General features: G+C 32.4%; 15 protein-coding genes, 1 tRNA gene, 1 other RNA gene and 1 pseudogene. 12 read left to right on the forward strand and 6 right to left on the reverse strand.

What is annotated here, in order from left to right:
* Position 1: 1 nt before the first annotated feature.
* The 6 genes from ftsE (at position 2) to HGPT_RS09345 (ending at position 3,995) form a co-directional block, all read left to right on the forward strand.
* Positions 2–700: a cell division ATP-binding protein FtsE gene (gene ftsE / locus HGPT_RS00120; protein WP_019137877.1), complete on the forward strand. Its 699-nt coding sequence runs from the start codon at positions 2–4 to the stop codon at positions 698–700.
* Positions 675–1,577, forward strand: coding sequence for a permease-like cell division protein FtsX (ftsX, locus tag HGPT_RS00125; RefSeq protein WP_019137878.1), 903 nt, complete (start codon positions 675–677; stop codon positions 1,575–1,577). The genes ftsE and ftsX overlap by 26 nt, the downstream gene beginning before the upstream one ends.
* A gap of 8 nt (positions 1,578–1,585) precedes the next feature.
* On the forward strand, positions 1,586–2,218 hold the full coding sequence (locus HGPT_RS10250) for a murein hydrolase activator EnvC family protein (protein ID WP_281032343.1): 633 nt from the start codon (positions 1,586–1,588) through the stop codon (positions 2,216–2,218).
* The gene (locus HGPT_RS10255) at positions 2,205–2,828 is read left to right on the forward strand and encodes a M23 family metallopeptidase (RefSeq protein ID WP_281032345.1); all 624 of its coding nucleotides are present in this window, start codon (positions 2,205–2,207) and stop codon (positions 2,826–2,828) included. The genes HGPT_RS10250 and HGPT_RS10255 overlap by 14 nt, the downstream gene beginning before the upstream one ends.
* Complete coding sequence (locus HGPT_RS09340) at positions 2,828–3,364, forward strand: S41 family peptidase (protein WP_245544043.1); 537 nt, start codon at positions 2,828–2,830, stop codon at positions 3,362–3,364. The genes HGPT_RS10255 and HGPT_RS09340 overlap by 1 nt, the downstream gene beginning before the upstream one ends.
* A 76-nt stretch (positions 3,365–3,440) precedes the next feature.
* Entirely contained in the window at positions 3,441–3,995 is a 555-nt protein-coding gene (locus tag HGPT_RS09345) for a S41 family peptidase (protein ID WP_245544044.1), read from the forward strand.
* Between the two features lie 190 nt (positions 3,996–4,185).
* On the opposite strand, the gene HGPT_RS00140 is transcribed toward HGPT_RS09345, so the two are convergent.
* Genes HGPT_RS00140 through HGPT_RS00155 form a run of 4 tightly spaced genes read right to left on the reverse strand, consistent with a single transcriptional unit; the run spans position 4,186 to position 8,618 of the window.
* A complete protein-coding gene (locus tag HGPT_RS00140; protein WP_019137879.1) occupies positions 4,186–5,922 on the reverse strand; it encodes an NADH-dependent [FeFe] hydrogenase, group A6 in 1,737 nt (578 codons plus the stop codon).
* 9 nt (positions 5,923–5,931) lie between these two features.
* Complete coding sequence (locus HGPT_RS00145) at positions 5,932–7,701, reverse strand: NADH-ubiquinone oxidoreductase-F iron-sulfur binding region domain-containing protein (protein ID WP_019137880.1); 1,770 nt, start codon at positions 7,699–7,701, stop codon at positions 5,932–5,934.
* Positions 7,694–8,083, reverse strand: coding sequence for a hypothetical protein (locus tag HGPT_RS08970; RefSeq protein ID WP_019137881.1), 390 nt, complete (start codon positions 8,081–8,083; stop codon positions 7,694–7,696). Before HGPT_RS08970 ends, HGPT_RS00145 begins: the two co-directional genes overlap by 8 nt.
* Positions 8,084–8,111: 28 nt before the next feature.
* Positions 8,112–8,618 (reverse strand): NADH-quinone oxidoreductase subunit NuoE family protein, encoded by a 507-nt coding sequence (locus HGPT_RS00155; protein ID WP_019137882.1) that lies wholly within the window; start codon positions 8,616–8,618, stop codon positions 8,112–8,114.
* 181 nt (positions 8,619–8,799) lie between these two features.
* On the opposite strand from HGPT_RS00155, the gene HGPT_RS09350 reads away from it, so the two are divergent.
* The 4 genes and pseudogenes from HGPT_RS09350 to HGPT_RS00165 all read left to right on the forward strand — a co-directional run bounded on the left by HGPT_RS09350 (position 8,800) and on the right by HGPT_RS00165 (position 10,350).
* The gene (locus tag HGPT_RS09350) at positions 8,800–9,069 is read left to right on the forward strand and encodes a 4-(cytidine 5'-diphospho)-2-C-methyl-D-erythritol kinase (RefSeq protein ID WP_245544045.1); all 270 of its coding nucleotides are present in this window, start codon (positions 8,800–8,802) and stop codon (positions 9,067–9,069) included.
* Positions 9,066–9,155, forward strand: a pseudogene (locus HGPT_RS10445) (4-(cytidine 5'-diphospho)-2-C-methyl-D-erythritol kinase); the annotation flags it as partial. The gene HGPT_RS09350 and the pseudogene HGPT_RS10445, both read left to right, overlap by 4 nt.
* Before the next feature lie 12 nt (positions 9,156–9,167).
* Complete coding sequence (locus tag HGPT_RS09355) at positions 9,168–9,644, forward strand: 4-(cytidine 5'-diphospho)-2-C-methyl-D-erythritol kinase (protein ID WP_245544046.1); 477 nt, start codon at positions 9,168–9,170, stop codon at positions 9,642–9,644.
* Positions 9,631–10,350 carry a hypothetical protein gene (locus tag HGPT_RS00165; RefSeq protein ID WP_019137883.1) on the forward strand — a complete coding sequence of 240 codons (720 nt, stop codon included), beginning with the start codon at positions 9,631–9,633 and terminating at the stop codon, positions 10,348–10,350. The genes HGPT_RS09355 and HGPT_RS00165 overlap by 14 nt, the downstream gene beginning before the upstream one ends.
* 37 nt (positions 10,351–10,387) lie before the next feature.
* Here the strand turns inward: HGPT_RS00165 and ffs are convergent.
* Both ffs and HGPT_RS00170 read right to left on the reverse strand, forming a co-directional pair.
* Positions 10,388–10,652: signal recognition particle sRNA large type (gene ffs / locus HGPT_RS08805), an RNA gene on the reverse strand.
* A gap of 3 nt (positions 10,653–10,655) precedes the next feature.
* Positions 10,656–10,745 (reverse strand) — tRNA-Ser (locus tag HGPT_RS00170).
* A gap of 59 nt (positions 10,746–10,804) precedes the next feature.
* Between HGPT_RS00170 and HGPT_RS00175 the strand changes: the two genes are divergently transcribed.
* Together HGPT_RS00175 and HGPT_RS00180 are read left to right on the forward strand one after the other, a co-directional pair.
* On the forward strand, positions 10,805–11,785 hold the full coding sequence (locus HGPT_RS00175) for a biotin--[acetyl-CoA-carboxylase] ligase (protein WP_019137884.1): 981 nt from the start codon (positions 10,805–10,807) through the stop codon (positions 11,783–11,785).
* A 58-nt stretch (positions 11,786–11,843) separates the two neighbouring features.
* Positions 11,844–12,919: aminotransferase class I/II-fold pyridoxal phosphate-dependent enzyme (locus tag HGPT_RS00180; RefSeq protein WP_040542147.1), on the forward strand; the 1,076-nt coding region annotated here is incomplete at its 3' end.

Here is a 12,919-nt window from a genome sequence, read left to right on the forward strand (position 1 = left end):
TATGATAAAGTTTGAAAATGTATACAAGGAATACAACAACGGCGTTGCTGCACTTTCAAATATAAATATTGAAGTGCCTCGTGGTGATTTTGTTTTCTTGGTTGGCCCTTCAGGTGCCGGCAAATCCACTATGATTAAACTTCTCATAAGAGAGGAGAAGGTTAATCGTGGAAAAATATTTATAGGAGACAATGAAATAACTAAAATTTCAAAGTATATGATTCCTAAATTAAGGAGAAATATTTCTGTTGTCTTCCAAGATTTTAGATTACTAGAAAAAAAGACTGTATTCGAGAATGTGGCATTTGCCCTAGAAATTCTTGGAGAATCCAAAAAAGAAATAAACAAGAAAGTGGAATATGCTCTTGATCTTGTAAATTTATCTGATAAGGTAAAGGACTATCCATCAGAACTTTCTGGTGGAGAATCACAAAGAGTTGCAATAGCAAGGGCAATAGTAAATGATGCAAATTATCTTGTTTGTGATGAGCCTACGGGAAACCTAGACGAGTCTACTGCCTGGGATATTATGTCGGCTCTAAAAAATATAAACGATGATGGAAAAACTGTCATTATGGCAACTCACGCAGTTAACATAGTAGATAAATTTAATAAAAGAGTTGTAACTCTTGATCATGGATCCATTATATCTGATATTAGTGAAGGAGGTTACTATGAAGGCAATAAGACAGTTCTTTAATCTTCTAAGGGAGTCTTTCTCAAGTTTGTGGAGAAATAAGACTATGTCTTTTACATCTGTAATTTCCATCACTGCCATGCTTACACTTTTTGGTGTTGTAATGCTTATGGTTCTAAATTTAAATGGAGTTGTATATCAAACAGGAGAAAAACTTGATAAGGTTGTATTTTTCTTAAAGGATGATGCAGCTCCAGCTGCAGTTAATGATTTTATAGATGAGTTAGATGCTAACAAAAAAGTAAAAAAGGTTGTTTATGTTTCAAGAGAAGAGGCATTAGAAGAATTTAAAGAAGGATTTGGAGAAAATTCTACAATCCTTGAAAATATTCCTGGTGGCAATCCTCTACCAGCTTCTATTACAGTTGAGATGAAAGAACTTTCCTATGGAAAGGAAATTGAAGATAATTATAAGGATCTTCCAATTGTAGAGGATCACAATTATTATTATGATTTTGTAACTCAAATGATGAGATTGCAAAATGGTGTAAAATATGTTGGAGCAGCCATAGTTCTTATTTTAGTTTTAATTTCAATTTTAATTATTCACAATACAATTAAGATTGCAATTTCTAATAAGGAAAAAGAAATTAATATAATGAAGTATATTGGTGCTACAAATACTTATATTAGAGGACCTTTTCTTATAAATGGAATTATTTTTGGAGTTTTGGGTTCACTCTTATCAGGTTTTTTAACTTTAAAATTATATGGAATAATTTTTGAAAGGTTAAATCCTCAGTTAAATGACATAACTGGTGTTGACATGATATCAGCCTTGTCTATTAGAAGTGACTTGTATATAATATTTTTATGTATTGGTGTGGGAATAGGATTTTTTGGAAGTTTATTCTCAACTAAGAAATTTTTAGATGTGTAGGTGAAAAAATGTATAGTAAGAAAAAAATTCTTGCAATTTGCCTAGCTGCTATTATGGCAGTGCCTAGTGGAACAGTTGCCAAGAGTTCTAAGACTCTAACTATCGAGAAAAATAAAAAACAAGCAGAACAAAGACAATTAAATTCGAAGATAAAAGAGCAAAAAAGTAATATTTCAAATACAGAATCTGAAAAGAAATCTGTAAGTGATGAAATTCAAAATTTAGATGCTAAAATTCAAGAGAAGTCTGCTAAAATTGCTTCTCTTGAAGGAGAAATAAATAAATTAAATAATGATATTGCTGAAAACCAAAAGAAATTGGAAGAAGCACAAGCAAATCTTGAAGCTAATACGGCATCTCTTAGATCAAGACTAAGGGAAATGTATAAAAGAGGAAATGTGAATTACATTGAAGTAATTTTAAATTCTAAGGACATAGAAGAATTACTTAGAAATAATGAAATCATATCCTCCATAGCAAAAGCTGACAGAGAGCTTATTGAGTATATAAAAACTCAAATTGATACCATAAAAGATACTGAAGAAAGATTAAAAATAGATAAGGCTAAGCTTTCCGCAAGCAAAGCAGCAGTTGAAAATGAAAGACAAGGCTATCAAGAAGCAGTAAATGCTAAAAAATGACTACATGAAAGTTCTTGAAAAAAATCTTGAAGCTTATGAATTAGAATTTGATAAGGCACAATCAAGCTGGGAAAATTTAGATCTTGAAATCTTAAAACTTCAACAAGAAATTGCTGTTCAAAAGAAAAAGGAAGAAGCAGCTAAGGAAAGAGCTAAGAGAGCTTCAATGAATAGAACTAACAGAGTAAACAGTGATATAAGTGTTGCATCTGGACCAAGAGATGGACAAAAATACACTTGGCCTCTTCCTGGACACTATTCTATTTCTTCGCCTTATGGATATAGACAACATCCAATTCTTGGATATGCAAAATTCCATTCCGGTATAGATATTCCAGCACCAAGTGGAACTCCAATAGTTGCTGCAAAGTCTGGTACAGTAATAATGTCACAACTTATGAGTGGTTATGGAAATGTTATAATGGTTGATCATGGAGAAACTGTAACAGTATATGCTCACTGTTCAGCACTAAATAAGTCTATTGGTGACTCAGTTTCAGCAGGAGATGTTGTAGCTTTTGTTGGTTCAACTGGTTTATCAACAGGACCTCACCTTCACTTTGAAGTTAGAGTTAATGGATCTACTGTAAATCCATTGGGATATGTATAATGAAAAAAAATAAATTTTTAAAAGTAACAGCAGTTGTATTATTAATACTTACAACTGCTGTTGTTACGAGAATATACACTGTAAGAAGCCTCTTGGGCTCAAATGAAAATTTTGGAAAGGTAATTTTACTTGAAAAATATATGAAGGAAAATTATCTTTACAACAAAGACATAAAAGAAGAAAATCTTCAAGCAGGAATTCTAAAGGGGCTTGTATCAGGTTTAGAAGATCCTTATTCACAATACCTTACAAAAGAAGAAATGAAAAAATTATCTGAACAAACTACAGGAAAGTTTCAAGGTATTGGAGTTATAATTTCTCCTGCAGAAGATGGCACAGTAACAGTTGTTTCGCCAATAAAGGGTTCACCTGCAGACAGGGCAGGACTTGAGTCTGGGGATAAAATCTTAAAAATAAATGGAAAAGATTTTAGTGCAGAAAAAATTGATGAGGCATCAAAGGAGATGAGAGGTGAATCTGGAACTAGCGTGAAAATTCTTCTTTTAAAAAAGAAACCTAAAAACAGAAGAAGTTGATATAAAAAGGGAAGAAATAAAAATTGATTCTGTTATAAAAAATAAAATTGGAGACATTGGTTACATTGGAATAACTATGTTTGATGAAGAAACAGGAAAAGACTTTAAAAAAGTTTTAAATGAATTAACAAAAGAAGGAGTCAAGGGAATCGTCCTTGACATGAGAGGAAATCCTGGCGGTGTCGTAGATGCTGCTTATGAAATTGGAGATGCCATACTTCCAAAAACTAGCTTTGTTACCTTAAAAAATAACAAGGGAGAAGTTATAGAAGACTATAAGACAGACGATAAGTACAATGACATAAAAATGGTTGTCTTGGTAAATGAAGGATCAGCTTCAGCCTCAGAAATACTTGCGGGAGCTATAAATGATCTTGATAGGGCAAAAATTATTGGTAAGAAAACTTATGGCAAGGGAGTAGTCCAAAATGTAATTGGACTTCCAGAAGGCGATGGATTAAAACTTACAACATCAGAATACTTTACACCTAGTGGAGATTCTATAAATAAGCTCGGCATAGAACCTGATATTGAAGTGGATATACCAGAAGATGCAAAGGGAATAGGCGTAGATTATTTAAAGACAGATTCACAACTTAAAAAAGCTTTAGAAGTTTTAAAAGAAAATTAAGGATTATAAAAACACAGCTCCAAGTGGGCTGTTTTTTTGATGTATTATTTTTTAGATTTTAAATAATGATTTTATAAGTTAAATATTTTATTATAATTAATAATTAGGGAATAAGAGATTTTGTTGCAATTTAGATTAAAAAAAAGCCGGAGCTTTTATTAATTTTAAAAGTTCCAGCCTTTTATTTAGACTAAAATTTTTCTCTTGCTGTATAACTTGTGTGAAGTAACTTATGAGCTCTTTCTCCATAAGGTTCTCCCAAGTATTCTTCATAAATTTTCTTTATCATTGGATTTTCGTGAGCTTTTCTTATTTTTTTGTTTTCATCAATATCATAAAGTGCCTTTTGTCTTTTTAGCAAGATTTCTTCTTTGCCGTGGTGATAAGGTTGACCTCCTCCGCCAATGCATCCACCAGGACAAGCCATAATTTCAATAGCATCAAATTCATAAGTTTTATCTCTAATTCCATCTAAAAGTTTTCTTGCATTGCCAAGGCCATGGGCAATTCCAATCCTTAAAGTCATATCGCCAATTTCTACTTCAGCTGATCTAATCCCCTTTAGACCTCTTAATTCTTGAAATTCGATTTTTTCTAATTCTTCACCAGTTAACCATTCAGAAGCTGATCTTATTGCTGCCTCTATAACTCCACCAGTAGTTCCAAAAATAGTACCTGCACCTGATGATTCACCCATTATTTGGTCAAATTCACCTTCTTCTAAGCCTTCAAAGTCAATGCCATAAAGATTTATCATTCTTCCAAGTTCTCTAGTTGATAAAACATAATCTACATCTTCTATGCCGTCACTTTCAAGCTCTTCTCTATTAGCTTCAGCTTTTTTAGCAGTGCAAGGCATTACAGAAACCATAACAATATCTTTTGGGGATATGCCAGTTTTTTCTGCATAATAAGATTTGACCATGGATCCCATCATCATTTGTGGAGACTTACATGATGAAGGTATGTCTAACATATCTGGATAATTCATTTCTATAAATCTAACCCAAGCAGGACAGCAGGATGTAAGTATTGGCATTGTCTTGTCATTTTTGATCCTATCAACTAATTCGCTAGCTTCTTCCATAATTGTTAAATCTGCAGAAAAATCTGTATCAAAAACTACATCAAAGCCAATCTTTCTAAGTGCTGTTACTAGTTTTCCTGTTGTAACTTCTCCAGCTTCCATGCCTAAGAGTTCTCCTATGGCAACTCTAATTGACGGAGCTACTTGTACCACAACGTGTTTCTTTGGATTTCTGATTTCATTAAAAACTTTTGTAGTTGCATCAACTTCTACTATTGCACCAGTTGGGCAGACTGCCACACATTGACCGCAGAAGGTACAAGAAGATTCATTTAATGGAAGATTAAAGGCAGGAGCAACTATGGCTTCAAAACCACGATTGAGTCCTCCTAGAGTTCCCACTGTTTGAACTTCATTACACATAGTTTCGCATCTTCTACACATTACACATTTATTTGGATTTCTAAAAATAGAATCTGATGATGAATCCACCTTGTGAAGAGCTTTTTCACCCTTGTAAGCAATTTCTCTTATTCCCATTTTTTCAGCAAGATATTGGAGTTCGCAATTTAAATTTTTTGGGCAAACTAAACAATCTTTTGGGTGATTTGAGAGAAGAAGCTCTAAATTAATTTTTCTTGCTTCAACTGCTTTTACTGTGTCAGTTTTTATTACCATGCCTTCACTTATTTCTTCAGAACAAGCTGTGCAGAGTTTAGGTCTGCCAACAACTTCTACCATACAAATCCTACAACTTGATGGTTTATTTTCATAATTAAAGTTGGGGAGTTTCATATGACAAAGTGTAGGTATTTCAATTCCAACTTCCTTTGCTGCTTCTAGGATTGTGGTTCCTTCTTTAACTTGTAATTTTTTGTCATTTATTACACAATTTATCATAGTTCACCTCTACTTTGCTTTTGCAATTGCGCCCACTGGACAAGTCTTGGCACAAGTACCACAGGCTATGCACTTGTCCTTATCTATTTCGTGTTTTTCTTTAGGCTCGCCACTTATGCACTTAACAGGACATTCTTTAGCACATTTATGACAGCCGACGCACTTATCTTTGTCAATTTTATAATACTTTTTCATTTCTCTTTTTGCGTATTTTAAGTATTCATCTGGAAAATATCTCATAGTAGATAAAATTGGATTTGGAGCAGTTTGACCAAGACCACAAGCTGCCGAATTAATTATGTTATGACAAAGGTCCTCAATTTTTTGTAAATCTTCAAGGGAGCCTCTGTTGTCCAAAAGTTTTTCCAGCATTTCAAGAAGTCTTTTAGTTCCAAGTCTACAAGGTGTACACTTGCCACAAGATTCGTCTTGAGTAAACTCTAAGTAGAATTTTGCTATATCTACCATGTCATTATCTTCATCCATTACAATAAGACCACCAGAACCCATCATGGCTCCAATTTCTTTTAAATTTTCGTAATCAATTGGTGTGTCTATATTTTCTTTGGTAATCATTCCGCCAGATGGTCCACCAATTTGAACAGCCTTAAATTTTTTGCCGTTTGGAATTCCACCGCCAATGTCGTAGACTATCTCTCTCATAGTAATTCCCATGGGAACTTCCACAAGTCCAACATTATTTACCTTTCCAGCTAGGGCAAAAACTTTTGTACCCTTGGATTTCTCTGTACCTCTAGAAGCAAACCAATCTGAACCTTTTAAAATAATTTGTGGTATATTTGCATAAGTTTCAACATTATTAACAGTTGTTGGTTTTCCTTTATAGCCTTTGACAGATGGGAAAGGTGGTTTTCTAGTTGGCTCTCCTCTTTTTCCCTCAACTGAGTGAATTAGAGCTGTTTCTTCGCCACATACAAAGGCACCTGCACCGTATCTTATTTCAATATCAAAATCAAAACCTGAATTAAAAATATTTTTTCCTAAAAAACCGCAATCTCTTGCTTGACCAATAGCTGTTTTAAGTCTATGAATTGCAAGAGGATATTCCGCTCTTATATAAATAACACCATGATTTGCACCAGTTGCATAGCCACCAATAGTCATAGCTTCAACTATTGAATTTGGATCTCCTTCAAGTATAGATCTATCCATAAATGCACCTGGGTCACCTTCATCGGCATTACAGAAAATATATTTTTCATCTCCAGGACTCATTGCAGTATTTTGCCATTTTATACCAGTAGGGAAGCCTCCACCACCACGTCCACGAAGACCAGATGCCTTTATGACATCTATAACATCTTGAGGGCTCATCTCTGTTAAAACCTTTAAAAGGGCTTGGTAACCATCGTAGGATATGTAATCGTAAATATTTTCTGGATCAATCTTGCCACAATTTTTTAGGGCAAGACGAGTTTGCTTTCCATAAAAGTTCATGTCACGTTGATTGTAAATGGCTTCTTTATTTTTAGGATTTCTGTATAGAAGTCTTTTCACTGGACGACCATGAATAATATGTTCAGCAACAATTTCATTAACATCTTCTGGACTAACATGAGTGTAGAATACATTGTCTGGTTCTACTTTGACAATAGGACCTTGTCCACAAAAACCAAAGCAACCTGTTATAATTGCTTCGACGTCGTGGATTTTATAATCCTCCAAAGCCTTATCAAAATTTTCTTTTATAAGGTCACTTTTTGCAGATACACATCCAGTTCCCTTGCAAATTAATATTTGTAATCTCAAGTTATTCATTTTCCACCTCTTTTTCATAATCTTGTGCTTCATTCTTAATTGAAGCTATGTGGTCTATGAAATCCTCAATTTTCTCTATATCAATGGAGTCTGCCTTAATTTTTGATCTCACATTAAAGGAAATTTCTATATTAAAATTTTCATCTTGATTTGGATCATCTTGGAATAAAAATTTACAATTTCTCATTCCCTTATTTCTTACAAAGCTTTTTAATTCGTCAAAAAGATTTTCAATTTCTGCATATTTTGCTTTTTCATTTCCTCTTATAAAAATTTCTATAACATCTTCATCTGCCATATTGCCAATATCTCGCAAAATAGTCTTGTGATGTCTAGATTCTTTTATGGAGAGAAGTTTTTCTAGGGAATCTATTTTTGTCATAATAACCTCCTTAATATTATTAAAAATATTAAATTTTTGCTTCTTCTAATTCTTGTCTATGAGTTTTTATAATTTCCTTTACATCGTCAACTTCGACATGACCATAAATTTTATCGTTAACTCTTACTACGGGTCCAATACCACAAGCACCTAAGCACCTTATAGAATTTACGTTGAAGTTGCCATCTTCACTAAGACCATCTGGATCAACTTTTAATTGTTCTTTAAAAGCAGTTAAAAGTTCTTGACTGTCATCTACAAAGCAGGCAGTTCCAAGACAGACATCAACTTTAAATTGACCAACTTTTTTTTCACTGAAAAAGGAGTAAAAAGTTACAATTCCATTGATTCTACTTGCAGGTAAATCAGTTAATCTTGCAATATAAATTTGTAGTTCCTTTGGAAGATAACCGAAAATATCTTGAGCATAGTGAAGTATACTTATAATATTGTTTTCCTTGTCGTCAAAAGTATCTATGTAATCCTTTAAACTATTTAAAAGACCAGTATCTAAACCGAGCGTATTAAGATCCATAAATATCACCTCTTACTTTATTGTAATACAAGGAAAATGTTTTATCAAAGAAATTTAAGGTTTTTTATAAATATTGCGATAAAAATATAATTTAATTTAAGAATGAAGTTTTAAAATTATAAAATTAAGGCCATAGATGAAAAAAAAGCTACAATGAATTATAATTATTTAGAGGTGTTTTATGATTAAGAAAAAAGCCTATGCAAAGTTAAACCTATCTCTTGACATTATAGGCAAGAGAGAAAATGGCTACCACGATATAAAAACTTTAATGGTTATGACAGACCTATATGATGAAATGGAATTTTCTAAAAGTGACAAAGTAGAAATTGATGGAGAGTTTTCCTTTGATTTTAAAGAAAATTTTATTTACAAATCTTATGAAGTTTTAAAAGATTATGTGGGATGTGATTTGCCTTTTAGAGTTAAGATTAAAAAAATATACCAATAGCAGCTGGCTTAGCTGGAGGAACTTCAAACGGAGCAGCGACTTTTTACGTCTTAAATGAACTATACGATTTAAAAATTCCAAGAGATGAATTAATAAAATTGGCCTCTAAACTTGGGGCAGATTTTACATATATGATGACTTCGGGAACCAAAATTGCTTCAGGAATTGGAGATATCTTAGAAGAAGTAAAGCCCATTTATCTTGAAAATGTTCTAATAGTTAATCCAGGACATGGGATTTCCACAAAGGATGTCTATGAAAGAATAGAAATTGATTCAGATAGAATTGATTTTGATAAAGTTATTTCCAATATTTATGATTTAAATGTGGAAAAGTTAAATTTATTTTTGGAAAATAAAATGGAAGATGTAGTTTTTAAAGATCATCCAGATTTACTCGAAATTAAAAACAAGTTGAGAGAATTTAATTCGGCTTCTCTTATGAGTGGAAGTGGAGCCACAATTTTTGCTATCTTTGAAAATAAAGAGGAACTTGAAGAAGCCTATAAATATTTTAAAAATTTTTATGAAAAGACCTTTAAGCTGAAAGTAGGTGAAGAATTTGGCAGTTTCTGATACTGGTCCAGGTATTGTCGCTTTATATGAATTTAAAAGGGATTATTTAAATTATTATGTAGACAATAAATTTGAATATTATGGTTTATACAAGAGAGATGCCGTAAATGATAGAATAGCTTTTTTGGAAAAATCTTTTAAAAAAGCAAAAAAAATTATTGTAATGGATTTTGATGCCATAAATTATTTTATGGATTCTCCAAAAGCACTTTATGGAAAAGATTCTCTTATGAAAAATCTAAAAAATAAAAAAATTTTGTGTTTGGCATCAAAATTAACTTGTGATGAGAAAACTTTAAATAATTTCACAGATTCTTTTGTCGATTATTTTAATGCTCCTCTTCTTATAAATGCAGCAAATGATGGAGTGGCAGATGAAATTGTTAAATTAATTTGCGATGAATATTTTTGTAATTTTGATTTAAGTAAGTATGAAATGATTTTTCTAGCTTCAAGTGGTCTTCACTTGAAAAAAGATTTTTTTATAAAATATTTTTCTAGTAAAAACCAAGAGATAGAAGTTTTTTCAAATGTCGACGGAATTTTAGAAGATTATTCTTATAAAAAAGAAAATTATATTAGGGATTATTTTTATGTGACAGGATCAAAGAGAGGATTTTATTCAAGGGCTGAAAAGTATCTAAGAGAAAAAGATGTTTTAAAAGAAAGAGAACTTTTAAATGTCTCTAGACTATTTAAAAAATAACAATAAAAAAAGTCCCATCACTGGGACTCATATGTAGCCATGCACCCAAAGTCGTAAGTTAATCTCACACGTTACCCTTACAGTTAGCTCAGATTAGGCGACCCTTGCGGCACACAAAAGATCTTACTTAGTGCTGCTTCGATCAGGATCTGACACGGTTCATAAGTTTCTGTTGCGCAGGACCCAATCTTCAACACCACTTATAAGGGGCAGACTGCAAAATTAAAATCCTCTAATGGGAATTCAGCCCTGCTGTAGCGAATCGCAGGTACAGGACATCGCTAATTTCCCGCTTAGCATGGCGATGGCGGAGAGAGGGGGATTCGAACCCCCGATACACTTTCATGTATACTCGCTTTCCAGGCGGGCTCCTTCAGCCTCTCGGACATCTCTCCATAGCCTAGAAACATATTTTACAGTAGATTATATATAATGTCAAGAATAAGGTGATAAATTGAAAACTAAGGATATAGTACTAAGAGAATTAGAAAAAAATAGGGCTTCCTATATTTCTGGTCAAGAATTGGCAGAAAAATTAAATATTTCAAGGACTGCCATTTGGAAAGCAATTAATAATTTAAAGGAAGCTGGATTTCAAATTGAATCTCAAACAAAGTTGGGATATAAGTTAATTGAAAGTGATGACAAACTTTCTGATGAAGGCATAAGAAAAGGATTAAGAGAAGAATTAAAAGATATTGATATAATTGTTTTTGATGAAATTGATTCAACAAATACTGAGGCAAAAAGAAGACTCTATACCAGTGATGTGAGTGACTTTACAGTCATTGTGTCTGATATGCAAAAGACAGGACGAGGAAGAACTGGAAAGTCCTTTGAATCTCCAAAGGGAAGTGGAGTTTATTTTAGTATAATTCTTCATCCAAAAGACTTTTTTGATTTTTCATATTTTGATTTAATTACAGTAAAAGCAGCTGTTTCTGTAGCAGAAGGTATAAAGGAAGCTACAGGAAAGGATACTCAAATCAAATGGGTAAATGATTTATTTATGAAAGGAAAAAAAGTTTGTGGAATTCTATCAGAACTCGATGCAGACTTTGAATCTAGGAAAGTTAAATCAGTAATAGTTGGAATTGGAATAAATGTAAATGAGCCAAAAGATGACAGCTTTAAAGATTTAAAAAATATAGCAGGTTATATTGGAACAGATGTAATAAGAAATGAAATTCTGTCCAGCATCTTAAATGCTTTTTATGAAAATAATTATAAGAAAACAGATGCGGAAATCATAGACTATTACAAGACTCATTCTCTAGTTATTGGAAAAGATTTGACCTTTGAATTAAATGGAAAAAAATATTCTGGCAAAGGCTATGATATAAATGAAAAGGGCAACTTAATTGTGGATACGGGAGATGAAAAAATCACTCTTTCCAGTGGAGAAGTTTCAGTTAAGGGAAACTTTTATAAGTAGCCACTAACTTTTAAATGACAAAAAAGTATAGTATAATGAGAAGAAGTTAGGAGAAAAGATGAAGACCCCTTTAAAAAGTGAAATCGATAAAGTAGAAAATAAAATATCTTTTGGGATGCCAGGTCATAAGGGCAAAGATTTTTTTGACCTAGACATAAAAAGAGATTTGACAGAAATTTGTGATACTGACAATTTGTTAAATCCCAAGGGAGCAATAGATGAACTTCACAAGGAGATAAAAAATCTTTTTGGATCAAAGGAGTCTTTTATAGTTACGAATGGTTCAACTGGGGCTCTTCACATTTCCATAGCTATGGCAACTAGACCCACTGATAAGGTTTTGATACAGAGAAATGCTCATAAATCCATCTACAACGGTCTAGTATTAAATGATTTAGACCCAATTTATTTAAATACAATTTATGATAAAAATCGTGGGATGTATTTTGGAATTGATGAAGATGAACTGAGAGAAAAAATAGAAAAAAATAAGATTTCTGCTTGTGTCTTAGTTTCACCCAATTATTTTGGTGGAATTTTAAAATTAAAAGAAATAATCGAGATTTTACATGAAAAGGATATAGCAGTTATAGTTGATGAAGCTCATGGCGCCCACTTGTATTTTTCTGAGTTAAAAAAATATTCTGCAATAGAATGTGGAGCGGACCTTGTTATTAATTCTACACACAAGATGATTCCATCACTAACACAGTCAGCTTTAATTCACAGGGGAACAGATAGGTTTTCTCACGAAGAGCTTTTGAAGTATGTAAATATTTATAACACGACTTCTCCATCCTATCTTTTTATGCTTTCCATTGAGTCTGGTTTAAAATATATGGACGAAAAGGGAAGGGAAGAACTAAAAAAAAGAAGTTTTGAGATAGAAAAACTTAAAAGAGCTATAAATTATGATTTGGATTTGACCCATGAATCTATTGCTTGTAACGACCCAATGAAATTTTTATTTAGAATTGGAGATATGACTGGTGAAGAGATTGTGGAAGATTTTCTCATAAATAAAGATATAAGACTTGAAATGGGGGATTTATATTACGCTCTTGGGATAATTTCTCCAATTAACGAAAGTTTTGAAATTGAAAAATTACAAGATGCAATTTTATCCTACAAAAA

This window comes from Peptoniphilus timonensis JC401 (assembly GCF_000312025.1).
Classification (GTDB): Bacteria; Bacillota; Clostridia; order Tissierellales; family Peptoniphilaceae; genus Peptoniphilus_A; species Peptoniphilus_A timonensis.